The following is a 24,158-nucleotide window of genomic DNA, read 5'->3' as shown; positions in this document are numbered from 1 at the left end:
CCTTGCGAAACGAATCGCGGGGAATGGTGGCAAGCCGGCGGGTATCGGGAAAGCCAAATCCTCCCCGAGGCGCGCCCCGGGGAGGAATTTCGTCACAGCACGTAGCGGCTGAGATCCGTGTTGCGCGCCACGGCGGCGAGCTGCCTGTCGACATAGGCGCCGTCGATCACCAGCGTCTCGCCCTTGCGGTCCTCGGCGCCGAAGCTGATGTCCTCGAGCAGCTTCTCCATCACGGTCTGAAGCCGGCGGGCGCCGATATTCTCGACCTCGCCATTCACTTCGGCGGCGATGCGCGCGACCGCGCGGATGCCGTCGTCGGTGAAGTCGATCCGCACGCCCTCGGTACCGAGCAGCGCCGCATATTGCTGGACCAGGCTCGCCTTGGTGTCCGAGAGGATCGCGACGAAATCCTCCTCGGTCAGCCCCTTCAGCTCGACGCGGATCGGCAGGCGGCCCTGCAGCTCGGGCAGCAGGTCGCTCGGCTTGGCGACATGGAAGGCGCCGCTCGCGATGAAGAGGATATGGTCGGTCTTCATCGGCCCGTATTTGGTGGCGACGGTGGTGCCCTCGATCAGCGGCAGCAGGTCGCGCTGGACGCCCTCGCGGCTGACCGAGCCGCCGCGCACGTCCGACACGGCGATCTTGTCGATCTCGTCGAGGAAGACGATGCCGTTGGCTTCCGCGTCCGCCAGCGCGACGCGGCTGACTTCGTCCTGGTCGAGGCGCTTGTCGGCCTCTTCCTCGACCAGCTTGGTCCAGGCGGCGCGGACGCTCATCTTGCGGCGCTTGAGCGGCGAGCCGGTGAGGCCCTTCATCATCTCGCCCAGGTTGATCATCTGGGGCGCGCCGCCCGGTATGTCGAAGGGCATGGCCGGGGCCTGTTCCACTTCGATCTCGATCTCGGCATTGTCGAGCGTGCCCTCGGCGAAGCGCTGCTTGAACGCCTCGCGCGTGGCGGTGGACGAATCCTTGCCGGTCAGCGCGTCGAGCAGGCGGCCCATCGCGGCTTCCTCGGCCTTGTCCTTCACCGCGGCGCGGCGGCGCTCCTTCTCGAGCCGGATCGCCTCTTCCACCAGGTCGCGGGCGATCTGCTCGACGTCGCGGCCGACATAGCCGACCTCGGTGAACTTGGTGGCTTCCACCTTCACGAAGGGGGCATCGGCGAGCTTGGCCAGGCGGCGGCTGATTTCGGTCTTGCCGCAGCCGGTCGGCCCGATCATCAGGATGTTCTTCGGCGTCACTTCGTCGCGCAGGTCGGCGGAGAGCTGCTGGCGGCGCCAGCGGTTGCGCAGCGCCACCGACACGGCGCGCTTGGCGTCCTTCTGGCCGATGATGTGCGCATCGAGGGCGGCGACGATCGCCTTGGGCGTGAGATTCTCGTTCATTGGGGGAAATGGGTTCTCTGGGTTCGTTTCGGACCCCGATGTGGGGGCCGGACGCGCCGCTTCAAGCCGTGCAGCGAAAGCCGGAGAAGAAGGTGCGCTGCTTCTCGAGGATCCTCGCGATCCGCTCGGGCTGGGGCGTGGTATCCCATTCGCCATGTTCGAAGGTGCCGCCGCAGACGATCCCGTCGGCGCGCGGGAACATATAGCCCATCTGCCCCGCAAAGGCATATTGCACCTCGGCCTGGGGAAGCAGCACGGCGAGCTGGCCGCGCACCGGCTCGATCCCGGCATCGCCGAACAGCTTGCCGGCGCCGAGGCCCGTGCAGTTGAACACCAGTGTCTCGGGCAAGGCGAGGATGTCGGCGGGGGTGGCGAAGTCGCGCACTACGAACCTGCCGCCGGCGATCTGCACGTCGCGCATCAGCTGGCGCAGGAGATGGCCGCTCTCGGCATACATGGTGCTGAAGCGGCGGACGCGCCGGACCGGGAAGGGATGTTCGCCGGGGCCGAGGATCACGGGATCGGTTTCATAGGTGCCGGAGAGATCGGGGCCGGCATCGTCCCCGGCCGGATCGTCGCGCATCTGGAAATAGGTGGGCACCCAGCGGATGCCATATTCCTCCCCGACCATGATCTGGAAGCGCCGCCAGCTATAGTCCATCGCCGCCTTGAACTGCGCGATCCATTCGGGGGTGACCTGATCGGGATCGTAGAGGCTGGCCGGGTGCCATTGCCCGCCGGCGATGTTCGACGTGGTGTGGGGCGGGAGCTGGGCGGCGTAGAGCGTGACCTGGCGGCCGGCCTCCTGGAGCAGGCGCGCGGTGGTGAGCCCGACGATGCCGCAGCCGAGCACGGCGACCGGGCCGGCATGGCCGGGCAGGCCGAGATCCACGGCGAGGCGCGATGTGCCCCAGCTGAGCGTGATCCCGGCGCCGCCATGGCCGTAATTATGGACTAGGCGCTTGTTCCCCAGCGGCTCGGCCCGGACGACGAAGCCCTGGGCGCGATAGGGGCGCAGGCCCGCGACGGTGCGGATGACGCGGCCGGGCGCGACATGGACGGCGGGCAGGCATTTCGGGCCGCGCGTGCTGCTGGCGAGCGTCGCCGGGCGGGGAGCCGCGGTGCAGGCGGGAAGCGCCAGGGCGGCGGAGGCGATGAGCGGGCGACGGGCGATCTGCATGGCGCCCAGGGTAGGCGGGGGGCGGGGAGGCTCAACCCCGTTTCGGATAGGGGGAGGCATGAGCTGGGCTCATGGGTCCGCTTGCTCCCCTCCCTTCCGGGAAAGGGAGGAGGGGAGGAGGGAAGCTCAGCCTGCCTTCTCCCCCAGCCAGGCCTCGGCCGCTTCCACGGTCATGAATATCCGCATCCGGGGATGGGTCTGGGTGCGTTCGGCCTGGAGCTTGTTCAGATGGCTGCCCACGACCGAGGCCGCGCGGCCGGAAGTAAGCCGCAGCCCGGCCTCGGCGATGCTCGGCAGCAGATCGGCGACGTCGTTCGCCTGGACCGGGAAGTCGCGCGAATCGATCAGCACGTCGTAATCGTCGCGGGTCGCGCGCAGCGCCTGTGCCTGCGCGCCCGCCGCCGCCGCGAAGTCGCGCACCGTCTCCACCGTCCAGAAATCGCGGATATGGATCAGGATGCGGTTGCGATCCGGATCATAGTCGAAACCGAACTTCGCGGGGCCGCCCGGCGAGTCAGCTATCACTGTCGAGCATTTCCACCGTCAGCCGATCATTGGTGTAGACGCACAGCTCGCCCGCGATCTTCATCGCGGCCCGCGCGATCTTCTCGGGGTCGCTCTCATAATCGACCAGCGCGCGCGCCGCGGCCAGGGCGAAATTGCCGCCCGAGCCGATCGCCGCCACGCCACCCTCGGGCTCGAGCACGTCGCCATTGCCGGTGACGACCAGCGTCACTTCCTTGTCGGCGACGATCAGCATCGCCTCGAGGTTGCGCAGATACTTGTCCGTCCGCCAGTCCTTGGCGAGCTCGACCGCGGCGCGGAGCAGCTGGCCGTTATGGCGCTCCAGCTTGGCCTCGAGCCGTTCGAACAGGGTGAAGGCATCGGCGGTGGCGCCCGCGAAGCCCGCGATCACCTTGCCGTCGCCCAAGGGACGCACCTTCCGGGCATTGGGCTTCATCACGGTATTGCCGGCCGAGACCTGGCCGTCCCCCGCGATCACCACCTTGCCCGATTTGCGCACGGAAAGAATCGTCGTGCCGTGCCACGCATTTGTTTCGCTCATGGCGCGGATATGGGGAGCACCCCGCGCGCGCCGCAAGAGGGGCCGCCAGGAACCCGGGGATCAGGGCCGTGCCCCTGGTGTTGCATCGACGACACATCGCAGTGCAGCAAAATTCGGCGCCGACAACGCTGACGCATCCATGGGATTGACAGTTTCATGAAACCGGTTTCATGGGAGTTTCCGGCGGCAACCATAATCAGAACAACGCGCGCCGGCATTTGTAACCGGTTACAACTGGGTTGGGGAGGAATGTACAGTGGGAATTTCCAATAAGAATCGTCGCGTCCTGACGCGGGGCATCTCGGCGACGGCGATGGCCGCGGCGACCTTGCTCACGAGCGGCGCCGTGCTGCTGCCGAGCACGGCCTCGGCACAGGTGAGCACCGCCAGCGTGCGCGGCCAGGTGATCGACGCCGACGGCAAGGGCGCGGCGGGCGCGCAGGTGACCGCGCGCAGCACCGCGACCAACCAGACCTGGCGCGCGGCCGCCGATGCGAGCGGCAGCTACACGCTCACCGGCCTGCGCCCGGGCGAATATGAAGTGACCGCCACTGCGGGTGCCGAGACCACGAGCCAACTGGTGGTGGTTGCCGTCGGCCAGTCGGCCAGCCTCGATCTGACCGTCGGCGGCGCGGCGGTGCCCGAGGGGCGGATCATCGTCACCGGCAACCGCCTCACCGAGACGCGGACCAGCGAAGTCGCGACCAATGTCAGTGTGACGCAGATCCAGCGCCTGCCGCAGACCGACCGCAACTTCCTGTCCTTCGTCGCGCTCGCCCCGGGCGTGACCTACAACGACAGCGAGACCAACAAGGGCTTCACTTCGGGTGCTTCGACCGCGAGCCAGGTCAATGTCTTCGTCGACGGCATCAGCCTGAAGAACCAGCTGCGCGAGGGCGGCATCGCCGGCCAGCAGAACAGCCGCGGCAACCCGTTCGGCCAGCTCGCCGTGCAGGAGTTCCGCGTCCTCACCCAGAACTACAAGGCCGAGTATGAACAGGCCGGCGCGGCGATCGTCACGGCGGTCACCAAGTCGGGCACCAACGATTTCCATGGCGAGATCTTCGGCCAGTACACGGACAAGGGGCTGAGCGAGAAGGCGTATCTCGACAAGCGCAACAACCGGCCGGAGCCCGCGTTCGAGCGCAAGCAATATGGCGTGTCGCTGGGCGGCCCGATCATCAAGGACCGGTTGTTCTTCTTCGGCGCCTATGAGGGCAACGACCAGAACCGCGCCTTCAACGTCAAGAGCACCGGCTCGCCCGACGCGATCCGGCAGTTCGAGCAATATTCGGGCCGCCGCCTGAGCGAGTTCGAAGGCGCGTTCGTCAGCCCGTTCCGCGGCGACTTCTTTTTCGGCAAGCTGACCCTGACCCCGGACGATCGCCAGACCTTCGACCTGTCGTTCAGCCGTCGCCAGGAAACCGACATCCAGAATTTCGGCACCAACACCTCCTATGAGAATGCCGAGAACAAGCGGAACAGGGTCGACACCTATCTGTTCAAATGGGCCTATAACGGCAACAACTTCACCAACGAGTTCAATGCCAGCTACCTGAACTATAATTTCAACCCGGTCTCGCTGCACCCCGATCTGCCGTCCTACGATTATACCAGCGTGATCCTGTTCGGCGGCAAGGACTCGACCCGCAACGAGACGCAGCAGAGCTACACGCTGCGCGACGACTTCACCTTCACCGGCTTCGACGGCCATGCGATCAAGTTCGGCGCGCGGGTCGAGGTGACGGACATCCAGTTCGACAACAACGCCTATATCCAGCCGCGCTACACCTTCCGGATCGATGCGGCCGGCAACACCGACTTCTCCTTCCCGGCCGAAGCGCGGCTGGGGCTGGGCAGCGGCAAGATCCAGGCGTCGAACACCCAGATCGGCCTCTATGTGCAGGACGACTGGAACATCACCGATCGGGTGCAGCTGAATCTCGGCGTGCGCTGGGACTATGAGACCAACGGCTTCAACAACCATTATCGCACGCCGGCCGCCGCTGCGGCGGCACTGCGCGCGCTGCCGAAGACCTATTATTTCGATCCCGAGAACTACATCACCGACGGCACCAATCGTAAGCCGTTCGCCGGTGCCTTCGCGCCGCGTCTCGGCTTCTCCTGGGACATCAAGGGCGATCGCTCGACGGTGATCTTCGGCGGTGCCGGCCGCTACTACGACCGCAACAATTTCAACAACACGGTCGACGAGCTGTCGCGCACGATCAATCCGGTCGGCGTGTTCCGCTTCTCGCGCGACGGCCAGCCGCGCTCGGGCCTGCCGACCGTAATGTGGAACCCGTCCTATCTGACCCGCGAGGGCCTGCTCGCGCTGCTCGCCAGCGCCCAGAGCGCCGGCCTGCCTGAGTTGTTCGCGGTGAAGAATAATGCGAAGCCGCCGGTGAACGACCAGTTCAGCCTGGGCGTGCGCCAGCGCATCGGCGTGTTCGAGGCCTCGGTGACCGGCTCGTACCAGCGCGGCCGCCACGGCTATACCAACCTGTTCGCGACGCGACAGAACAACGGCCTGGGCAATTGCTGCAACACCGCGCCGGTGATTCCGTTCGGCTATGCCAATGTCCTGATCGGCTATGACGGGCTCGATACCCGCTACAAGGCGCTCTATTTCACGCTCGACAAGAACTACACCAAGTCCTCGGGCTGGGGCCTGAACATCGCCTATACGCTGTCCAAGGCGGAGCAGAATGGCGGCGACCTGTTCAGCCTCGATGGCGTGACGCCGGACCGCTATGGCTGGCGCCCCAAGGCCGGCGACGAGCGGCACCGGATCGTGGTCTCGGGCATGGTCGACCTGCCGCTGGGCTTCCGCTTCTCGACGCTCACCACGCTGAGCAGCGGCGCGGGCTATCAGGTGACCGATGCCACCAACGGCTTCGACACCGGCGCGCTGCGCCTTACCACGGCCTATCCGGTGAAGAACTGCATCAAGGGCCTGTTCGCCTTCTGCGAAGTGAACGTCTCGCTCGCCAAGGACGTGAAGATCGCCGGCGGCAATCTCGAGGCGGCGGTCGATGTCCTAAACCTGTTCAACAACAAGAACTTCAAGGACTTCGACACCTTCATGAGCGCCACCGATCCGCTCGTTCCGGGCCTGATCGGCTCCAACACGCTCACGCTGCCGCGGCGCATCCAGTTCCGCCTGGGCTATCGCTTCTGAGGCGCTGACCGCGCAGTCACTTTCGGGGGGAGGCGAGCCATGGGGCTTTCCTCCCCCTTTTTCATTCGGGGAAGATCCATGCGTATCCTGTTTCCGTTCGGCGCCGGGCTGCTCGCGACCGCCGCCGCCGCCCAGGCGCAGGACGCGCGCCGCACCTATGCCAACCCGATCGACATCGATTATCGCTACAATTTCGAGCAGGTGAACGAGGGCATTTCCTATCGCACCGGCGCCGATCCGGCGATCGTCACCTTCAAGGGCAGATATTATCTCTTCCAGACGCTGGCGGACGGATATTGGTCGTCGCGCGACCTGGTGCATTGGACCTTCGTCACGCCAAGCCGCTGGCCGATGCGCTCGATCGTGGCGCCCGCGGTGTGGACCGATGGCGAGCGGATCATCATCCAGCCTTCGATGATGGAGCCGAACGCGATCCTCTCCACCAGCGATCCCGACAGCGGCAAGCTCGATTTCTTCGTGCGGCGGATGCCGGCGATCCCGGGGCAGCAGGGGCCGGGCGTGGAGCCGAAGGAAGGCGAAGTGCCGCCCGGCCCCTGGGACCCGGCGCTGTTCAAGGACGAGGACGGCAAATGGTACATGTATTGGGGCTCGTCCAACGTCTTCCCGCTCTATGGGATGGAGATCGCGTTCGGCGACGGCAAGCTGGCCTATAAGGGCAGGGCCCGGCCGATGCTCGCGCTGCAGCCCGAGCGGCATGGCTGGGAGCGGTTCGGGCAGGACCATAGCGGTACCTTGCCCGACGGCACGCCGATCGCGCCCTTCATGGAAGGCGCCTGGATGACGAAGGCCGGTGGCCGCTACTATCTTCAGTATGGCGCGCCGGGGACCGAGTACAACGCCTATGCCAACGGCACCTATGTCTCGGACAAGCCGCTGGGGCCGTTCGAATATGCGCCGTGGAACCCGGTCGCCTACAAGCCCGGCGGCTTCGTCCAGGGGGCGGGGCACGGCTCGACCTTCCAGGACGTCAACGGCAATTGGTGGAACACCGGCACGCCCTGGATCGGCTACAACTGGACCTTCGAGCGGCGCATCGGCATGTGGCCGGCGAAATTCTGGGCGGACGGACAGATGTCGGTCTCGACCCGGTTCGGCGACTTTCCCCATTATGCGCCGGGCGCGAAGGTGGAGGATCCGGAGCGCCTGTTCACCGGGTGGATGCTGCTCTCGTACCGCAAGGCGGCGGTCGCTTCCTCGACTGCCGGCGAATTCGCGGCGGCCCGGGCGACCGACGAGAATCCGCGGACCTTCTGGGTGGCGGGCGCCAACAAGCCGGGCGAGACGCTGACCGTGGACCTCGGCGCGGCGAAGACGCTGCGCGCGGTGCAGGTGAACTTCGCCGACTACAAGTCCGGCCGGTTCGGCGACGCGCCGGACATCTATACCGAGTTCGCGCTGCAATCCTCGCTCGACGGCAGGAACTGGCGCCCGCTGGCCAGGACCGAGGCGCCGCGCCGCGACCGGCCCAACGCCTATTTCCAGCTGCCGGCCCCGGTGGAGGCGCGGTACGTGCGCTATGTGCACGGGCATGTCGGCGGCGCGAACCTGGCGATCAGCGACCTGCGCGTGTTCGGCAGCGCGGGCGGCAAGGCGCCGGCGATGCCGGGCCGGGTGACGGCGAAGCGCGACGGCGATGCGCGCAACGCGCATGTGACGTGGAAGCCGGTCAAGGGCGCGGTCGGCTATAACGTCCTGTGGGGCGTGCGGCCGGACCGGCTGACGCTCGCCTATCAGCGCTGGGCGGACCAGGGCACGGCGCTGGACATCCGCGCGCTCAATATCGGCGTGGACTATTGGGTCGCGGTCGAGGCGTTCGACGAGAGCGGGGTTTCGAAACGGACGCGGGCGGTGCCGATCCGCTGAAGGGGCGTTCTCCAGCGGGCGGAATGTGGTTTCCTCACCTATTTCTTTCGCCGCTTCTCTTTCTTTCGGTCGACGGGATCTCTCTTGACTGGATAGACTTGGTGGTTTTCATCCCACCACAACGGTCGAATGATGTGGCCGGTTTTCACACACCAAACGCGGTTGGGGCCGCTCAGTCTGAGGGAGAGAAGGTAATCGAGATCGTCTCGTTCGATCTCGATTAGCCGCGATCGCGCCTGGGCGGACAATTGGCTTGTCTCGATTGGATGCGAGCCGTTCGCGGTGATTTCATTCCAGTTCTTATCTTCGAATTCGATCAGTTTGTGTACGACTTCGTGAAATTTATCGAAAGGATGGATGTCCCAGGCAAAGGGGCCGGCTTTGTCGACCTGTCCAAATCGCCATGCGAGGGGGTGCCCATCTTCAAAGCAATGCTCGCGCACCACCGGTTTTTTCTTGCCAGGTGGATTAGCGCCGAATTTCGGCTGCTTGTCTGGCTTTGCCATAAACGAGCTAGAGTTCGCTATAATAGTTGGCCATCGCCGCGTGTGTTATAACTTGATTACTGCGAGCACCTTCCGGAAGGCCTCTGCGAGCTTCTTTCCAGGGTGCCTCACGGTGGGTAAGTTCGCTAAGCCAATGTGCCGTCTTCTTGCTGTAATGTTTCAAAACGGAATCTATAGTTTCTCGTTGAATCTTTTTTAGCTTCTTTGCATCTCCGCGCGATTCCGTGCCAACCGTAAACTCACCCTGATGCGCAAAATACAGATCAGGGCATACTGGCCCATTCGCCCATGCTTCGATGCGCTCCGAGAATAGTGGTGCATCGTCCCACACAAGCGACCATGCTTGAGCGTAATACGCCAGTTTCTGGAGTTTCATGGCCGAAATTGGCCCTGTTTTCTTCAAGATGTACGCTGAGACGTCGAATACGCTCGCCATGCGATCCTCCTCGCGTTCGCGCCTTGTTCTTCGCCTATCTAGCAAAACCCGGGAGGTATTTCAACAAGGCTCGATTGGGTGAGTGCTGCCGATTGCGAATGTAAATCCATTTTAATTCAATTGTATAGGTCGTCACCCCAGCCACCCGCCGGTGAATCCGGCCAGCTTCAGCCCCTTCCGGATCGGCGCGCACGCCTGCATGCGCTTCCATACGAAGTCGCTGCGATAGTTCGCCGCCTGGAGCAGGATCGGGCCCTGGTCGATGCCGATATAGTCGGTGCCGTACCAGCCCTTCACCGGATCGACCCGCCCGTTGGAGAGCGGCTTGTCGGTCCAGCGGAAGCTCGGGTTGAAGGCGTCGTAGAAGCCGTATTTGCCGTAGAGCAGGTCGCCATGATCGCGGCGGAGCGCTTGCGCGGTGGGGATCACGATCTCCGGTGCGAAGGGCAGCGAGCCGAGCGACGCGCTCGGCGTGATCGTGCCGTCGTCGCGGCCGTCCGGCTCATCGATCGGGCCGCGCGCGGAATAGCCGAAGAACTCGCGGCTCTCGCCCTTGAAGTCGAGGCGGAAATTGCCCGGACCATCGCATGCGGCGAGCCCCCAGCTCTGCGCGCCATAGCCGTCCCAGCGCATCGGATTGGCTACGCAATAGGCATGGTTGGCGAGCGTCTCGCGGCGGTTGTTCTCGAAATAGTCGATGCCGGCCTCGCGCATCGCCGCATCGCGGATGCCGCGGAAGTCGATCCAGATATGGCTGTAATGCAGGGGGAACAGCGGCGCGAAGGCGAGATGGCGCCGGTTGCCCTCACCACGCCAGAGGTTCGGATAGGGCGCGGTCCACGCCTCCCAGCTATCCGCCGGCAGCGGATGCTCGGGGGCTGCGACGCCGAGGATGTAGACGAACATCCCCTCGTTATAGCCGTCCCAGTTGCGCTCGATCAGGCCGCGCCCGGGGTGCCAGCCCATCGACACCGCCTTGCGTCCGTCCGAGCGGAAGAAGTTCCAGTCGGCGCGGGCATAGAGCTTGTGCGCGAGGTCGCGGATCTCGCGCTCCTTCGCGTCCGCCCGGTCATAATATTGGCCGGCGAACAGCACGCCCATCAGCAGCAGTGTGGTATCGACGCTGGAAAGCTCGACGTCGCGGAAGCGCGCGCCCGTGATCATGTCGATGAAATGATAGAAGAAGCCCTTGTGGCCGATCCGCCCCTCCGGCTCGGGCCCCTGGGGCGCCTCCCAGAAGAAGCGCAGCGTGGTGAGGGTAAGGTCGCGCGCCTCGGCCCGGGTGATCCAGCCGCGCTCGACGCCGATCGGATAGGCGGTGAGCGCGAAGCCGACCGCGGCGACCGAGCAGAAGCTGGGCGACGGATAGCGATCGGGGACGAGGCCGTTGTCGCGCCGCGCGGTTTCCCAGAACCAGCGAAAGGTGCGGTATTCGATGTCCGCGTAGAAGGGCGGCAGCGTGCGCGCGGCCGCGCCCTTGCGCGCCTGCGCCATGGCGGTGCCGGGCAGTGCCGAGGCCGTAAGCAGCAGCGAAGAATGCGAAAGTAGCGCACGCCGGTCGATCATTTCGAAAGCCTCATATCCGAGAGAAAGCGCGGGGCTCCGCCCCCCGTCCCGAAAAATCGGGGGCGACGCGCGCGGCATCGCCCCCAGGGGGGTGTAACCGGGGGAAGGGAGCCTTGGAACCGGTTACAGTCCAGGCCGAAAGAGAAACGGAGCCGCGGTCACGCATGCGCGGCTCCGTTCCAGGGTGCGGTGCGCGGCGCCGTGGTGGCGCGCATCACCAGCTCGGGGGCGAGCGTCTCGCTGGCACGGCGCATGTCCTTGCCTTCGAGCAGGTCGATCAGCCGGGCGACGGCGCGAGCGCCCATCTCGGCGATATTCACGCGCACGGTGCTGAGCGAGAGATAGCGGGCGAGCGGCACGTCATCGAAGCCGGCCACCGCGACGTCCTCGGGCACGCGGGTGCCGGCGTCGCGCAGCGCATGGAGGCAACCGATCGCCATCATGTCGTTGGCGGCGAAGACGGCATCGGTATGCGTGGAGCTCGCCAGGATCGCGCGCGCGGCGGCTTCGCCGGCCTCCTCGTGGAAGTCGCCCGGCAGGATACGCGGGGGCAGGCGGTGGCGGGCACAGACGGCAAGATAGCCTTCGGCGCGCTGGGCGGCGTCGAGATTGCCCTCCGGCCCGGCGATATGGACGATGTGGCGATAGCCGTTGGCGACGAGATGCTCGACCATCGCCTCGGCGCCCGCGCGATTGTCGAAGCGCAGCGCCGGGCGGCCGGGCAGATCGGCATGGCTGTTCAGCAGGATCGAGGGGAGCGCGGGCGGGATGGCCTGCTCGAGCGTCTCGGGCGCGATGTGCGGGGCCATCACGAGCAGGCCGTCGACGCGGCCGCGCATGGTGCGCAGCGCGACCGCCGCCTGGTCGCTGTCGTCATGCATGTTGGAGAGGAGCAGCAGATAGCCGCGCCGGCTGGCTTCCCTGTCCATGCCGCGCACGCATTCGGAGAAGAACTCGCCGTGCAGATCCGGCAGGACGACGCCGATCGCGTGCGCGCGGGCGAGGCTGAGGCTGCGGGCGCCGGCATGGGGAACATAGCCGAGCTCGTTGGCCGCCTTGATGACTTTCTCGCGAGTCTCGGCGCTGACATTGTCGAGGCCGTTCAGCGCGCGCGATACCGAGGCGACCGAAACTTCGGCGCGGCGCGCTACATCGCGGATGGTGGCCTCGCCCATTTCAGTCCCTTCTCCCCGATCGACGCGTGTTTTACCGCGTTTCAGACCGCTTCGGCGATTGCAATACAACCCGTCCGCGAGTTATGTAACCGGTTACGGCGGGCAGCGACAAGCAAAAAAGTTTCGCGGCCGGCCGAGTGCAGGCAATTTCCGTCGGCGTTCTGCGGCGGGCGTTCAGGAGAGGAAACGAGATGTTCGACACCAGGATTTCGCGGCGCGCGGCTCTGATGGGAGCCGGAGCGGTCGCGGCCTGGGCCGCGAGCCCGGCGCGCGCGATGCTGCAGGCGGCGGGCAGCCTGCCGGTGCCCGCCTTCATCGATTCGCTGATCGCGAAGATGACGGTCGAGGAGAAGGCCGGGCAGCTCACCATCCTGCCCGCGGCCTGGGGCGGCGGCGTCGCCACCGCGCTCAACCCGCCCACCAACGGGCCGAGCTTCGAGCAGCAGCTGGAGGAGGTCGCGAAGATGCGGCTCACCGGCGTGTTCAACGGCAACGGCGCCGAGATGGCGCGCCGGATGCAGACCGTGGCGATGACCCGGTCGCGCCTCAAGATCCCGCTGCTCTTCGCCGCCGACGTGATCCATGGCCACCGCACGATCTTCCCGGTGCCGGTGGGCGAGGCGGCGGCGTTCGATCCCGATCTCGCCGAGCGCACCGCGCGCATGGCCTCGTACGAAGGCGCCGCGGCGGGCATCGACTGGACCTTCGCCCCGATGGTCGACATCGCGCGCGACCAGCGCTGGGGCCGCACCATGGAAGGCGCGGGCGAGGACACTTTGCTCGGTGAAGTGATCGCGGCGGCGCGCGTGCGCGGCTTCCAGGGCAAGGACCTCAAGGCCAACGACGCGATGCTGGCCTGCGCCAAGCATTTCGCCGCCTATGGCGCGGCCGAGGCCGGGCTCGACTATTCGACCGTCGATGTTTCCGAACGGACGCTGCGCGAAGTCTATCTGCCGCCGTTCAAGACCGCCTTCGACGAAGGCGCGCTTTCGGCCATGGCCTCGTTCAACGAGATTTCGGGCGTGCCCTCGACCGGCAGCGAATGGCTGATGCGCAGGATCCTGCGCGACGAATGGCGCTTCGAGGGCTTTGTCGTCTCCGACTATACCGGCGACATGGAGATGATCGACCATGGCTTCGCCGCGGATGCGCGCGAGGCGGCCAAGCTCGCCTTCCTGGCCGGCGTCGACATGAGCATGACCAGCGGCTTCTACCGCGATCACCTGCCCGATCTGGTTGCCAAGGGGGAAGTGCCGATCGCGCTGGTCGACGAATCGGTGCGCAAGGTGCTGGCGATGAAGGCGCGGCTCGGCCTGTTCGAGGACCCCTTCCGCCGGATCGACGCCAAGCGCGAAAAGGCGCGTTCGCGCACCAAGGAGGCGATCGCGCTGTCGCGCGAGAGCGGCCGCAAGTCGATCGTGATGCTCAAGAATGACGGCGACCTGCTGCCGCTGCCCAAGAGCGGCAAGAAGATCGCCATCATCGGGCCGTTCGCCGAGGGCAAGCACGACATCAACGGGCCCTGGGTGGTCTATGGCGACAATGCGCTGGCGATCGACCTGGCCACCGGCGTGCGTGGCGCGGTGGCGGACAAGGGCTCGGTGAGCGTCACGCTCGGCTCGGGCGTCGAGGCGCCGCTGGCCGGCGGCATCGAAGCGGCGGTGGCCGCAGCCAAGGCGGCGGACGTGGTGATCCTGGCGATCGGCGAGAGCGAGAACATGTCCGGCGAAGCGCAGTCGCGCGCCGAGATCGTGATTCCCGCGCCGCAGATGGAACTCGCGGAAGCGGTGGCCCGGACGGGCAAGCCGGTCGTGGTGGTGCTCAAGAACGGCCGCGCGCTGGCGCTGGACGGCGCGGTGCTGGCGGCGCCGGCGATCCTCGTCACCTGGTTCCTCGGCTCGGAGGGCGGCAACGCCACCGCCGACGTGCTGTTCGGCGACTATAGCCCGGCCGGGCGCCTGCCGTGCAGCTTCCCGCGCTCGCCGGGGCAGCAGCCCTATTACTACAACCACAAGCCGACCGGCCGGCCCAATCCCGAGGGGCCGCTCCAGCCCTACAAGGCGCATTATCGCGGCATCCCGAACTCGGCGCTGTTCCCGTTCGGGCACGGCCTGACCTATGGCAAGATCGGCTATGCGGACCTGTCGGTGCCGGCGACCCTGCCCTGGGACGGCGAGATCGCGGTCTCGGCGAGGATCACCAATTCGGGCAGCCGCGCGATCGAGGAAGTGGTGCAGCTCTACATCCGCGACCGGGTGGCCAGCGTGACCCGTCCGGTGCGCGAGCTGAAGGCGTTCCGCAAGCTGGCGCTGGCCCCGGGAGCGAGCGAGACGGTGATGTTCAAGCTCCGCCGGGAACAGCTGCTGTTCATCGGCCGCGACAACAAGCCGACCGTCGAGCCGGGGCTGTTCGACCTGTGGATCGCGCCGTCGGCCGAGGCCGAGGGCGTGAAGGCGCAGTTCACGCTGGTGGCTTGATCTTTCAATTCCTCCCCCAGCGAGCTGGGGGAGGAATTAATTTGCCCGCCCCGCCAGGTCCTTCACGATCCGGGCGTGCGCGCCCTTGCCCAGCGGGTTGAGCAGCATCAGCACGCACGACAGTGCCAGGAATCCCAGCGGCACGAGCGCGATGGTTAGGCGCATCGCGGTGAGCGTCGCCTCGCTCTGCCGGACATTGGCGACATAGCCGGCCGCGTCGAACCCGCTCGCTAGCAGCAGCGTGGCGATGCCGATCGCGATGCGCTGGAGCAGCGAGGCCATGCCGAACACTGCGCCCTCGACGCGCAGGCCGGTGGCCTTCTCGCCATATTCCACCGTGTTGGGCAGCATCGCCCAATAGGCGAAGTGCAGCCCGACGATCAGCGCCTGCATCGCCACCAGGAAGAGCTGCATCGGCCCGGCCCGGTCGATGTGTGCGCCGGCGAACAGCATCAGCCCGGCCATGCAGAAGCCGGCGGCCAGGAACCACAGCCCCCGCGTGCCAAGCAGGCGCTGGAGCAGCATCCAGAGCGGCACCGCCACCGCGCCGACCACGCCCATCCAGGCGAGCGCGCTCTGCCCGGCCACGTCGTCGCCGATGAAATATTTGAAATAATAGAGCACCGACTTGTTGAGGATCGTCACCGCGACGATCATCGCCATCATCGCGAGGTTGAGCGTGACGAAGGCGCGATTGGCGGCGAGGCTGGCGAGGCTGGCGGCGATCGAGGGGGGCTGGGCGCGCGCGGGCACGACCTGCTCGCGATAGCTGGCGCCGACCAGCATGAGGATCGCCGTGCCGAGGATCGCGAACAGGATCGCCGCGCCGAGATAGGCCTGGGCCGGGACCGCGCTGCCGCTCAGCCAGGCGCCCAGCGGCAGCGTGCCGCGCGCGACCAGCACCGCCGCCATCGTGCCGAACAACATGCGCATGCCGGCGAGGAAGGCGCGGTCGCGGCTGTCGCTGCTCACCCGCGCGCTCATCGCCAGATAGGGCACGTTCACCGCCGCATAGGCGGTGCGGAACAGCAGGTGGCCGGCGAAGATCGTCGCGATGCCCCACCAGCCGCCGGCGAGGGGCGGCATGTAGGTGAGGATGAAGGCGAGCCCCAGCGGAATGCTGCCCAGCATCAGGAAGCGGCCATAGCCGCGCCCGGGCTCGCGCCGGTCGGCGATCGCGCCGGCGAGGAAATTGGCGAGCCCGTCCCATATCGAGGCGATGGTGTAGATCATCGCGGCCCGCGCCACCGGCAGGTCCAGTGCCTCGGTATAGTAGAAGAGCAGGAAGAGCATGATGCTCTGCCAGTAGAGATTGAAGGCGAAGTCCCCGAAGGCGAAGAGCAGCAGCCGGAGGCGTGCCGGCGCGGCGCGGAGGCGGGCGATCATCGGGCCTGTCTAGCGCGGGCGAGGCGCGCGCGTCACGGCCTTATCGCGCCCGGCACGGATCGGCCCGCATCCGGCACGGACCCGCGCCGCCTGCATCGCCGTCGGGCTGGGCCGGCCCCATATTCTCCCCTGTCATCCCCGCTACTCCCTGCCGTCATCCCCACCTGCGCGGGGATGACGGACATAGCTTCAAGGGCCCGCCTGGGCCTTTCCCTGGTTGGGCGTCATGTTCCGTCCCCCCGCCATCGCCGTGCGGGCGGAGATGGCGGGGCTGGCGATCGGTCATGGTTCCGGGCAGCTGGCCGATCGGGCGGGCTTGCGTGCCGGTCCGGGCTCCGGATACGGCTGTCGCGCCGAGAAGCGGCATTGGAGGTGCGCGATGGACATTCGGCAAGTCGACATCCGACGAGTCGCGTGTCTCGATGGCCTGCGCGGGCTGGCGGCGCTCTGGGTGCTGTTCGGGCACCTGGTGATCCTCACCGGCTTCCGCCTGCCGGTGCTGAGCAAGCCGGATCTCGGCGTCGACCTGTTCATCCTGCTCTCCGGCTTCCTGATGGTGTTCCAGTATCGGCTGCGCGCCGACGTGGAGGACTGGCGCGCGCCCGGCACCTGGGCGGCGTTCTGGACGCGCCGCTTCTTCCGCCTCGCGCCGCTCTTCTACGTGGCGCTCGCGGTGGCGCTGCTCGCCGGGCCGGCCCTTTATGCCGACCGGGTGGCGATCGACGGCTTTCTGGGCGAGCCGCTCCAGCCGCGCGAGCGCTTCGCCGATGCGAGCCTGGCCAATATCGCCGCGCATCTGAGCTTCGTGTTCGGCCTGCTGCCCGACTATGCCTTCCGCACGCCGCTGCCGGACTGGAGCCTGGGGCTGGAGATGCAGTTCTACGCGGCCTTTCCCTTCCTGGTGCTGCTCGCGCGGCGGATCGGCTGGGTGCCGGCGGCGCTGGTCGCGGCGGGCGCGGCGCTGGGGCTGGCGGTGCTCGCGCATCGGCTTGGGCTCGATTTCCCGATGCCCGCCTTCCTGCCGCTCAAGCTGCACCTGTTCCTGAGCGGTATGCTGCTCGCGGCCGATCCCGGGCCGGGCCGGGGGCGGATCGGCGTGCATCTCGCCGTGGCGATGCTGCTCGCGCTGATGCCGGTGGGGGGCGATCACGACCTGTTGCACATCCTGGTGCGCGAGCTGCTCGTGCTCGGCTTCTTCGCGCTGGTCCATCTGCGTTCGCTGGGCGCGGTCGACGGGATCGCGCGGCTGCTCGGCGGCAGGGCGTTCCACTGGCTGGGCGAGCTTTCCTATGGCGCCTATCTGATCCACCTGCTGATCCTGTATCCGGTCGCGGCGGCGGTGATCGCGCGCTTCGGCACCGGGCTGGGTGCGGCCGGACGGTTCGCGCTGACCGGGGCGATCGTGGTGCCGGCCACCTATGCCCTCGCCTTCCTTGCCTACCGGCTGGTCGAGCTGCCCGGGCAGCGGCTGGGCAAGGCCGTGATCGCGCGCATCACCGGCAGCCGGACGCGCGCCCGCCAGACCCTGCCCGAGGAGATCGCGGCACCCTAGCCGCCGGCCGGCATGCCGGGCCCGGATCAGAGGCTGGTTCAAGGGGGGAGGCCCCGAACGGGGCGGATCGGAGATCGATCGATGAAATGGTCGGGGCGACAGGATTCGAACCTGCGACCCCCACACCCCCAGTGTGATGCGCTACCAGGCTGCGCTACGCCCCGACCAAGGGTGCGCCCTCTAGGCCGGACCGGCGCGGGATGCAACCCATCCGCGACAATAGTTGCACCGGGGTGTGCCGCATGTTAGCGCGCCGCGCTTGAACGGTGCGGATTCCTCCGCCCATGACAATAATAATCAGGACCCCATGCTCATCACGCCAGCACATGCACAGGCCGCAGGCGCGGCAGCCCAGGCCAACCCGATGGGCGGCGTCCTCGGACTTGCGCCGCTCGTCCTCATCTTCGTCGCCTTCTACTTCCTGATGATTCGTCCGCAGCAGAAGCGGATGAAGGATCTTCAGAACGCGGTGAACGCCGTGAAGAAGGGCGACCAGGTCGTCACCGGCGGCGGCCTTCTCGGCAAGGTGACCAAGGTCGACGAGACCGAAGTCGAGATCGAGCTCGCCCCCAATGTGAAGGTCCGCGCGATCAAGGCCACGCTCACCAGCGTGATGCCGGCCGGCGGCGCGAAGCCCGCGAACGACTGATGCTCGACTTTCCCCGCTGGAAGATCACGACGATCCTGGTCGGCATCGCGATCATGATCGCGCTGTCGATCCCGAGCTTCTTCCCGAAGAGCGCGCGCGAGCATTGGCCGAGCTGGGTGCCCAAGCCGGCGATCAACCTCGGCCTCGACCTTGCCGGCGGCAGTTTCCTGCTGTTCGAGGCGAACACCGATGACGTGCGCCAGGCCAAGCTGACGCAGATGCAGGATCAGGTCCGCGCCGAGATGCGCAAGGACCCCAAGATCGACATCGGCGACATCTCGGTCCAGGGCGGCAAGGTCAGCTTCATGGTCCGGGACGCGTCGAAGGTCGACGCCGCCCGCGAGAAGCTGCTGGCGATCACCGGCACCGGCGTGGGCACCACCGGCCAGCGCCAGTGGGATGTTGCCGTGGTCAACTCGTCGCAGTTCGTGCTGACGCCGACCGAGGCGGGGATCAACGAAGCGATCGACACCGCGATGGGCGATGCCCGCGAAGTGATCGAGACGCGCATCAACGCGCTCGGCACGGTCGAGCCGACCGTGGTGCGCGAAGGCACCAACCGCATCGTCGTGCAGGTGCCCGGCCTGCAGAACCCGACCGCGCTCAAGGCGCTGATCGGCCAGACCGCGGTGCTCGAATTCCGCCTGGTCGACGTCAATGCCGATCAGAACGCCGTGCAGCGTGGCGAGGCGCCCGCCGGCGACGTGATCATGCCGTATCAGAACGGCGTGAAGGTTGCCGTGCAGCGCCAGGTGATGATCAGCGGCGACATGCTCGTCGATGCCAAGCAGACCTATGATCCGCAGACCGGCGCGCCCGGCGTCACGCTGCAGCTCAACGGCGCCGGCTCCAAGCGCTTCGCCAAGGTGACGCAGGAGAATAGCGGCAAGCCGTTCGCGATCATCATCGACGGCGTCGTCATCTCGGCGCCGAACATCAACGAGCCGATCCTGGGCGGCAGCGCCGTGATCAATGGCGGCTTCACCGTGGAGAGTGCGAACCAGCTTGCGATCGCGCTGCGCTCGGGCAAGCTGCCGGTGAAGCTGAAGGTGGTGCAGGAATCGACGGTGAGCCCCGAGCTCGGCGCCGATTCGATCCGCGCCGGCATCACGGCCTCGATCATCGCGGTCGTCGCCGTGATCGCGTTCATGATCCTGACCTATGGCCGCTTCGGCATCTACGCCACGTTGGCGGTGATCATCAACGTGCTGGTCATCCTGGCGGTGATGGGGCTGCTAAACGCCACGCTGACGCTGCCGGGCATCGCCGGCTTCGTGCTGACGATCGGCACCGCGGTCGACGCGAACGTGCTGATCAACGAACGCATCCGCGAGGAGCGGCGGCGCGGGCGCGGGGTGAGCCAGGCGGTCGAGCTCGGCTACAAGGAAGCCAGCCGGACGATCTTCGAGGCGAACGTGACGCACGCGATCGCCGGCCTGATCATGGTGATCCTGGGCTCCGGCCCGGTGCGCGGCTTCGCGGTCGTGCTGCTGATCGGCATCGCGACTTCGGTGTTCACCGCCGTCGTGTTCACCCGCATGCTTGTCACGATCTGGTTGCGCCGTAACCGGCCGACCGAAATCCACATTTAACGGAAGCGACGCGCATGCGGCTCCTCAAGATCATTCCCGACAATACGAACATCGGGTTCGTACGCGTCCGCTTCATCGCCTTCGCGGTCACGGCGTTGCTCACCATCGCCGCCGTGGCGCTGGTGGGCATCCATGGGCTCAACATGGGCGTCGACTTTGTCGGCGGCGTCTCCATCGAGGAGAAGTTCGCCAGCCCGCCGCATCTCGACCAAGTGCGCGAGACGGTGAACGAGCTCGGGTTCGGTGAAGCGGCGCTCCAGCAGCTGGGCGGCCAGAACACCGTGACGATCCGCCTGCCGGTTCCGCATTCGACCACGCCCGATGCGGTGGACAAGATGGTCGAGACGGTGAAGACGGCGCTGGCGGCGAAGTTCCCCGGCGCGACCTTCAGCACCTACTCCACCGTGTCGGGCAAGGTCTCGGGCGAGCTGGTGAACAAGGGCATCCTGGCCGTGGTGCTGGCGATCATCGGCATCGCGATCTTCTCGTGGTTCCGCTACGAATGGCAGTTCGGCATCTCGACCGCGGTGGCGATCATCCACGACGTGCTGATGGCGCTTGGCTTCTTCGCGGTCACCGGCATGGTGTTCGACCTGAACATCGTCGCCGCGGTGCTGACGATCATCGGCTATTCGATCAACGACAAGATGGTGATCGACGACCGCATCCGCGAGAACATGCGCAAATACCGCAAGATGGGAATGAGCGAGCTCATCGATCTTTCGGTGAACGAGACGCTGCCCCGCACGGTGATGACTTCGCTGACGATCATGCTCGCGCTCGCTTCGCTGCTGATCTTCGGCGGCCCGGTGCTGCGCGGCTTCACCGCCGCCATGATGCTCGGCATCGTCGTCGGCACCTATTCGTCGATCTACGTCTCCTCGTCGCTGCTGATCACGCTGGGCCTGAAGCCGGGCCCGCGCGAGGAAAAGCCCTCGCCGGCGAGCGGCGCCGAGCGCGTCGGCTGAGCCGATGGAAGTGAAGCGCGCCAGCGCGGAGGGGCCGGTCATCTCCGGCTTTTCCGGGCGCGGCTTTCGCGTGGACGAGGGCGTCTATGAGGGCCTGCTGATCACGCCCGAGCGCGCCGACGGATGGGCGCCGCCGCCGATCGCCGACTTGACCGAGGCCGATCTCGCGCCGCTGCTGGGCCTGGCGCCCCGGCCCGAATTCCTGCTGCTCGGCACCGGCAAGACGCTGGTGCGACCGCCGCGTGCGCTGGCCGAGGCGCTGGGCGCCAGGGGCATCGGCATCGAGGCGATGGACAGCCGCGCCGCCGCCCGCGCCTGGGGCGTGCTGCGCGCCGAGCTGCGCTGGATCGCCGGGGCGCTCTACCCGCTGGACTAGTTTGCCGGCGGGGAGGCTTTCCGCATCGCTCGAACAAGGGATATGCTGCCCGGAAAGGGAGAGGCAGCATGATGATTCTCACGCTCGCACTGGCCATGGCCGCCGGGCCGGACACGCCGGACTATCGCGATCCCGCCAATTGGCTCTGCCGGCCCGGCCGGCAGGACGCGTGCGCGGCGGATCTCTCCACCACCGTGGTAGCCGCCGACGGCGCGCGCAGCGTCGAGCCGTTCAAGGCCGCGAGCGCGCCCAAGTTCGATTGCTTCTATGTCTATCCCACCATCTCGCTCGATCCGACGCCGAATAGCGACATGATCCCCGGGCCCGAGGAGAAGCGCGTCGCCCAGTTCCAGGTCGCGCGCTTCGCGAAGAACTGCCGGGTGTTCGCGCCGGTCTATCGCCAGGTCACGCTCACGGCGCTCCGGAGCATCATGGGCGGCGGCACCCCGGCGATCGACCGCGACATGGCGTATCGCGACGTGAAGGCCGCCTGGGACGATTATCTGGCCCATGACAACAAGGGGCGCGGCGTGGTGCTGATCGGGCACAGCCAGGGCTCGCTGATCCTGACCCAGCTCGTCGCCCGCGAAATCGACGGCAAGCCCGCGCAGAAGCAGCTGGTCTCGGCGATGCTGATCGGCAGCTCGGTGCCGGTTCCGGCGGGCAAGGACGTTGGCGGCGTGTTCCCGACGATCCCGTTGTGCCGCAGCGCCGACCAGGCCGGCTGCGTGGTCACCTATGCCAGCTTCCGCGCCGACTCGCCGCCGCCCGCCGGCAGCCGCTTCGCCAAGGGCGACCGGCCGGGCGTCGAGGCGGGCTGCACCAATCCGGCGGCGCTGGGCGGGGGCAAGGCGGTTGCGCACGCCTATCTCAACGCCGGGGGCAACATGCTGGTCCCGGGCTCGGCCGAGGCCTGGAGCAGGGGCGGCGCACCGGTCACCACGCCCTTCGTCAGCGTGCCCGGGCTGATCTCCACCGAATGCGTCGACAAGGACGGCTTCAACTATCTCGCGGTGACGGTGAACGCGGATCCGGCCGATGCACGTACCGACACCATCCCCGGCGACGTGAAGGTGGGCAATGTGATCCTGAAGGACTGGGGCCTGCACCTGATCGACATGAACCTGGCGCAGGGCGACCTGGTCGACCTGACGGCGCGGCAATATGGCGCCTGGGCGAAGAAGCGCTGACGCCGCCTGAGGCCGGCCCGGTCCCCGCCCGGTAGCGGCTGGCCGGGGGCGGGGCGGGCCTTAGCGTGCCGGCGCGAGCCGGATCAGCAGCATGCGCCAGAGCGGAATGGTGATCAGCACGACCTGGGCGAGGAACGGGATGAACAGGCTGGTCACGAATGCAGTGATGGAAGCCAGCAGCGCCGCAAGGCCGCGCTGACGGATCATCCGGCGCTGTGCCGGCGTCACATGCTCTCCCACCACCGGCGGCGCGGTGAGGGCGCGTTGGATCAGGATATTGAAGATCGATATCAGGATCATCCAGCCGCAATAGAAGGCGGTGGGCACGCGGTGGCCGTAATATTCGGACGAGAAGGCCGTGAAGAACGGCATCGCGGCGATCGCGCTCAGCAGCAGTAGGTTGGGCAGGAACAGCCTGGGGCTCCAGTGGCGCGCGCAATCGAACGCCCGGTGATGCCCCGCCCAGAAGGCGCCTATCACGAAGAAGGAGACGAAGAAGCCGATAAAGTTCGGAATCAGCTTGTTCAGAGCCTCCAGGAACGCAGTGTCGCTATAGGGCGCGGCGACATGCGGCACATGGATCTCGATGACCAGCAAAGTGATCGCGATGGCGAACACGGCATCGGAAAAGAACGCCATGCGTTCCAGTCCGTGCGCCGGACTGTCGGCGTGCGTCTGCTTCGGCTTCATTGAACTCCCCCCTGCTTCGGCGGCTTGCCTAGCAGAGGATCAGCGCGTCGTCTTGGGTGCAGTGGCCTTGGCGCGGCGGGTGGTGGCGCGCGGCGCCGCGGCCGGTGCCTTGGCCGCCGCGGCCTTGCGCGGCTTCGGCGCCGGCTTGGATGCATCGGCGGCGGCGGGCGCCGGCTTGGGCTTTGCCGCGGCCTTGGGAGCCGCCGCCGGCTTGGCCCCTGCCTTCGCGGCGGGCGCCTTGGCGACAGCGGGCTTGGCGGTGGCAGGCTTGGCGGGCGCCTTGGCCGCCGGTTCGGGCTTCGCCACGGACTTTGACGGTGCCTTGGCGGCGGGCTTCGCGGCGACGGTGCGCGCGCGCTTCACCACAGGCTTTGCCGCAGCAGCGGCCGGCGCGGGCGAGGGGGCCGCCGCTTCCTCGGCCTTCTCGCTGGGCTTGAGCTTGGCGGCCAGGGCGACCAGCCCGGCGGCGAGCAGATCGTTCACCACCGGATGCTTGGCCAGCGCGTCGAGCTGCTTGCGCAGTTCCTTGGGCAGCTTCATCCCGGCGATGCTCTTGGGAAGGAAGCCCTTCTTCTCGGGCTTGGTATCGCCGGCCTTCTTGTCCTTCTTGCCCGCCATCACTCGGTCTCCACCGCTGGTAACTTCACTGTCATGAATGTCACGGACCGACGCCGCCTAGTCAACGCGGAAAAGGATCACTTCCCTTCCGCCTCCCAATCGGGTTCGAACTCGAATTCTATCTCCAGGTCGCCGGGGCCGATCGGCGTCTCGGGCGCCGGCTCCGCCTGGGGCAGGATGTAATAGACGAGCGGCGCTTCGGCGGGCGGCTCGGGCAGGTTGCGAAAAGGGTTCATGGTCCATCTCTCTCCGTTACGCCCCGGGCACGAACGGCGGGCGGG

The 24,158-nt window shown here is 67.0% G+C and carries 21 protein-coding genes and 1 tRNA gene; 9 read left to right on the top strand and 13 right to left on the bottom strand.

Annotated features, from left to right (window positions below; translation table 11 throughout):
* Positions 1–92: 92 nt before the first annotated feature.
* The 4 genes from hslU to hslV form a co-directional block, all read right to left on the bottom strand.
* Positions 93–1,385, bottom strand: a complete 1,293-nt coding sequence (hslU, locus tag OMP43_RS18380) for an ATP-dependent protease ATPase subunit HslU (RefSeq protein WP_280280986.1) — start codon at positions 1,383–1,385, stop codon at positions 93–95.
* A 61-nt stretch (positions 1,386–1,446) separates the two neighbouring features.
* The gene (locus tag OMP43_RS18375; protein ID WP_280280985.1) at positions 1,447–2,565 is read right to left on the bottom strand and encodes an FAD-dependent oxidoreductase; all 1,119 of its coding nucleotides are present in this window, start codon (positions 2,563–2,565) and stop codon (positions 1,447–1,449) included.
* 126 nt (positions 2,566–2,691) lie between these two features.
* Positions 2,692–3,090, bottom strand: coding sequence for a hypothetical protein (locus OMP43_RS18370; RefSeq protein WP_280280984.1), 399 nt, complete (start codon positions 3,088–3,090; stop codon positions 2,692–2,694).
* A complete protein-coding gene (gene hslV / locus OMP43_RS18365; RefSeq protein WP_280280983.1) occupies positions 3,080–3,631 on the bottom strand; it encodes an ATP-dependent protease subunit HslV in 552 nt (183 codons plus the stop codon). Before hslV ends, OMP43_RS18370 begins: the two co-directional genes overlap by 11 nt.
* A gap of 256 nt (positions 3,632–3,887) precedes the next feature.
* Here hslV and OMP43_RS18360 point away from each other — a divergent pair, with 256 nt between their 5' ends.
* Together OMP43_RS18360 and OMP43_RS18355 are read left to right on the top strand one after the other, a co-directional pair.
* Entirely contained in the window at positions 3,888–6,812 is a 2,925-nt protein-coding gene (locus tag OMP43_RS18360) for a TonB-dependent receptor (protein ID WP_280280982.1), read from the top strand.
* A gap of 78 nt (positions 6,813–6,890) precedes the next feature.
* On the top strand, positions 6,891–8,696 hold the full coding sequence (locus tag OMP43_RS18355; RefSeq protein WP_280280981.1) for a family 43 glycosylhydrolase: 1,806 nt from the start codon (positions 6,891–6,893) through the stop codon (positions 8,694–8,696).
* A 38-nt stretch (positions 8,697–8,734) separates the two neighbouring features.
* Here OMP43_RS18355 and OMP43_RS18350 read toward each other — a convergent pair whose 3' ends face one another.
* The 4 genes from OMP43_RS18350 to OMP43_RS18335 form a co-directional block, all read right to left on the bottom strand.
* Complete coding sequence (locus OMP43_RS18350; protein WP_280280980.1) at positions 8,735–9,202, bottom strand: hypothetical protein; 468 nt, start codon at positions 9,200–9,202, stop codon at positions 8,735–8,737.
* Positions 9,203–9,209: 7 nt separating this feature from the next.
* Positions 9,210–9,638, bottom strand: a complete 429-nt coding sequence (locus OMP43_RS18345; RefSeq protein WP_280280978.1) for a type II toxin-antitoxin system antitoxin SocA domain-containing protein — start codon at positions 9,636–9,638, stop codon at positions 9,210–9,212.
* A gap of 132 nt (positions 9,639–9,770) precedes the next feature.
* Positions 9,771–11,204, bottom strand: a complete 1,434-nt coding sequence (locus OMP43_RS18340; protein ID WP_280280977.1) for a glucoamylase family protein — start codon at positions 11,202–11,204, stop codon at positions 9,771–9,773.
* 158 nt (positions 11,205–11,362) lie between these two features.
* Positions 11,363–12,379, bottom strand: coding sequence for a LacI family DNA-binding transcriptional regulator (locus OMP43_RS18335; protein ID WP_280280976.1), 1,017 nt, complete (start codon positions 12,377–12,379; stop codon positions 11,363–11,365).
* A gap of 191 nt (positions 12,380–12,570) precedes the next feature.
* Here OMP43_RS18335 and OMP43_RS18330 point away from each other — a divergent pair, with 191 nt between their 5' ends.
* The gene (locus OMP43_RS18330; RefSeq protein ID WP_280280975.1) at positions 12,571–14,856 is read left to right on the top strand and encodes a glycoside hydrolase family 3 N-terminal domain-containing protein; all 2,286 of its coding nucleotides are present in this window, start codon (positions 12,571–12,573) and stop codon (positions 14,854–14,856) included.
* A 36-nt stretch (positions 14,857–14,892) separates the two neighbouring features.
* Here OMP43_RS18330 and OMP43_RS18325 read toward each other — a convergent pair whose 3' ends face one another.
* Entirely contained in the window at positions 14,893–16,242 is a 1,350-nt protein-coding gene (locus tag OMP43_RS18325; protein WP_280280974.1) for a glycoside-pentoside-hexuronide (GPH):cation symporter, read from the bottom strand.
* A 379-nt stretch (positions 16,243–16,621) separates the two neighbouring features.
* On the opposite strand from OMP43_RS18325, the gene OMP43_RS18320 reads away from it, so the two are divergent.
* Positions 16,622–17,794, top strand: a complete 1,173-nt coding sequence (locus OMP43_RS18320) for an acyltransferase (RefSeq protein ID WP_280280973.1) — start codon at positions 16,622–16,624, stop codon at positions 17,792–17,794.
* Between the two features lie 87 nt (positions 17,795–17,881).
* On the opposite strand, the gene OMP43_RS18315 is transcribed toward OMP43_RS18320, so the two are convergent.
* A tRNA-Pro gene (locus tag OMP43_RS18315) sits at positions 17,882–17,958 on the bottom strand.
* Positions 17,959–18,101: 143 nt separating this feature from the next.
* Here OMP43_RS18315 and yajC point away from each other — a divergent pair.
* The 5 genes from yajC to OMP43_RS18290 all read left to right on the top strand — a co-directional run bounded on the left by yajC (position 18,102) and on the right by OMP43_RS18290 (position 22,569).
* On the top strand, positions 18,102–18,443 hold the full coding sequence (yajC, locus tag OMP43_RS18310; RefSeq protein WP_086130725.1) for a preprotein translocase subunit YajC: 342 nt from the start codon (positions 18,102–18,104) through the stop codon (positions 18,441–18,443).
* Positions 18,443–20,035 carry a protein translocase subunit SecD gene (gene secD, locus OMP43_RS18305; RefSeq protein WP_280280972.1) on the top strand — a complete coding sequence of 531 codons (1,593 nt, stop codon included), beginning with the start codon at positions 18,443–18,445 and terminating at the stop codon, positions 20,033–20,035. Before yajC ends, secD begins: the two co-directional genes overlap by 1 nt.
* A gap of 14 nt (positions 20,036–20,049) precedes the next feature.
* Entirely contained in the window at positions 20,050–21,003 is a 954-nt protein-coding gene (gene secF / locus OMP43_RS18300; RefSeq protein ID WP_280280971.1) for a protein translocase subunit SecF, read from the top strand.
* 4 nt (positions 21,004–21,007) lie between these two features.
* Positions 21,008–21,379, top strand: a complete 372-nt coding sequence (locus OMP43_RS18295) for an Mth938-like domain-containing protein (RefSeq protein WP_280280969.1) — start codon at positions 21,008–21,010, stop codon at positions 21,377–21,379.
* A gap of 68 nt (positions 21,380–21,447) precedes the next feature.
* A complete protein-coding gene (locus tag OMP43_RS18290; RefSeq protein WP_280280968.1) occupies positions 21,448–22,569 on the top strand; it encodes a DUF3089 domain-containing protein in 1,122 nt (373 codons plus the stop codon).
* 60 nt (positions 22,570–22,629) lie between these two features.
* Here the strand turns inward: OMP43_RS18290 and OMP43_RS18285 are convergent, their stop codons facing one another.
* From OMP43_RS18285 to OMP43_RS18275, 3 genes are all read right to left on the bottom strand, one after another.
* Positions 22,630–23,259: a TMEM175 family protein gene (locus OMP43_RS18285; protein WP_280280967.1), complete on the bottom strand. Its 630-nt coding sequence runs from the start codon at positions 23,257–23,259 to the stop codon at positions 22,630–22,632.
* A gap of 39 nt (positions 23,260–23,298) precedes the next feature.
* Positions 23,299–23,877 carry a hypothetical protein gene (locus OMP43_RS18280; protein ID WP_280280966.1) on the bottom strand — a complete coding sequence of 193 codons (579 nt, stop codon included), beginning with the start codon at positions 23,875–23,877 and terminating at the stop codon, positions 23,299–23,301.
* 77 nt (positions 23,878–23,954) lie between these two features.
* Positions 23,955–24,113, bottom strand: a complete 159-nt coding sequence (locus OMP43_RS18275) for a hypothetical protein (RefSeq protein WP_280280965.1) — start codon at positions 24,111–24,113, stop codon at positions 23,955–23,957.
* Positions 24,114–24,158 lie beyond the last annotated feature (45 nt).

This window comes from Sphingomonas sp. CBMAI 2297, assembly GCF_029870595.1.
Lineage (GTDB): Bacteria > Pseudomonadota > Alphaproteobacteria > Sphingomonadales > Sphingomonadaceae > Sphingomonas.
This window is presented reverse-complemented; position numbering and strand designations above follow the sequence as displayed.

Excerpts from the sequence above, each read along its gene's own strand:
- OMP43_RS18330 (WP_280280975.1), top strand. The coding sequence starts at position 12,571 with ATGTTCGACACCAGGATTTCGCGGCGCGCGGCTCTGATGGGAGCCGGA.
- OMP43_RS18350 (WP_280280980.1), bottom strand. The coding sequence starts at position 9,202 with ATGGCAAAGCCAGACAAGCAGCCGAAATTCGGCGCTAATCCACCTGGC.
- OMP43_RS18335 (WP_280280976.1), bottom strand. The coding sequence starts at position 12,379 with ATGGGCGAGGCCACCATCCGCGATGTAGCGCGCCGCGCCGAAGTTTCG.
- OMP43_RS18320 (WP_280280973.1), top strand. The coding sequence starts at position 16,622 with ATGGACATTCGGCAAGTCGACATCCGACGAGTCGCGTGTCTCGATGGC.
- OMP43_RS18345 (WP_280280978.1), bottom strand. The coding sequence starts at position 9,638 with ATGGCGAGCGTATTCGACGTCTCAGCGTACATCTTGAAGAAAACAGGG.
- OMP43_RS18325 (WP_280280974.1), bottom strand. The coding sequence starts at position 16,242 with ATGATCGCCCGCCTCCGCGCCGCGCCGGCACGCCTCCGGCTGCTGCTC.
- secF (WP_280280971.1), top strand. The coding sequence starts at position 20,050 with ATGCGGCTCCTCAAGATCATTCCCGACAATACGAACATCGGGTTCGTA.
- hslV (WP_280280983.1), bottom strand. The coding sequence starts at position 3,631 with ATGAGCGAAACAAATGCGTGGCACGGCACGACGATTCTTTCCGTGCGC.
- secD (WP_280280972.1), top strand. The coding sequence starts at position 18,443 with ATGCTCGACTTTCCCCGCTGGAAGATCACGACGATCCTGGTCGGCATC.
- yajC (WP_086130725.1), top strand. The coding sequence starts at position 18,102 with ATGCTCATCACGCCAGCACATGCACAGGCCGCAGGCGCGGCAGCCCAG.
- OMP43_RS18295 (WP_280280969.1), top strand. The coding sequence starts at position 21,008 with ATGGAAGTGAAGCGCGCCAGCGCGGAGGGGCCGGTCATCTCCGGCTTT.
- OMP43_RS18285 (WP_280280967.1), bottom strand. The coding sequence starts at position 23,259 with ATGAAGCCGAAGCAGACGCACGCCGACAGTCCGGCGCACGGACTGGAA.
- OMP43_RS18275 (WP_280280965.1), bottom strand. The coding sequence starts at position 24,113 with ATGAACCCTTTTCGCAACCTGCCCGAGCCGCCCGCCGAAGCGCCGCTC.
- OMP43_RS18375 (WP_280280985.1), bottom strand. The coding sequence starts at position 2,565 with ATGCAGATCGCCCGTCGCCCGCTCATCGCCTCCGCCGCCCTGGCGCTT.
- OMP43_RS18340 (WP_280280977.1), bottom strand. The coding sequence starts at position 11,204 with ATGATCGACCGGCGTGCGCTACTTTCGCATTCTTCGCTGCTGCTTACG.
- OMP43_RS18280 (WP_280280966.1), bottom strand. The coding sequence starts at position 23,877 with ATGGCGGGCAAGAAGGACAAGAAGGCCGGCGATACCAAGCCCGAGAAG.
- OMP43_RS18290 (WP_280280968.1), top strand. The coding sequence starts at position 21,448 with ATGATGATTCTCACGCTCGCACTGGCCATGGCCGCCGGGCCGGACACG.
- OMP43_RS18355 (WP_280280981.1), top strand. The coding sequence starts at position 6,891 with ATGCGTATCCTGTTTCCGTTCGGCGCCGGGCTGCTCGCGACCGCCGCC.
- hslU (WP_280280986.1), bottom strand. The coding sequence starts at position 1,385 with ATGAACGAGAATCTCACGCCCAAGGCGATCGTCGCCGCCCTCGATGCG.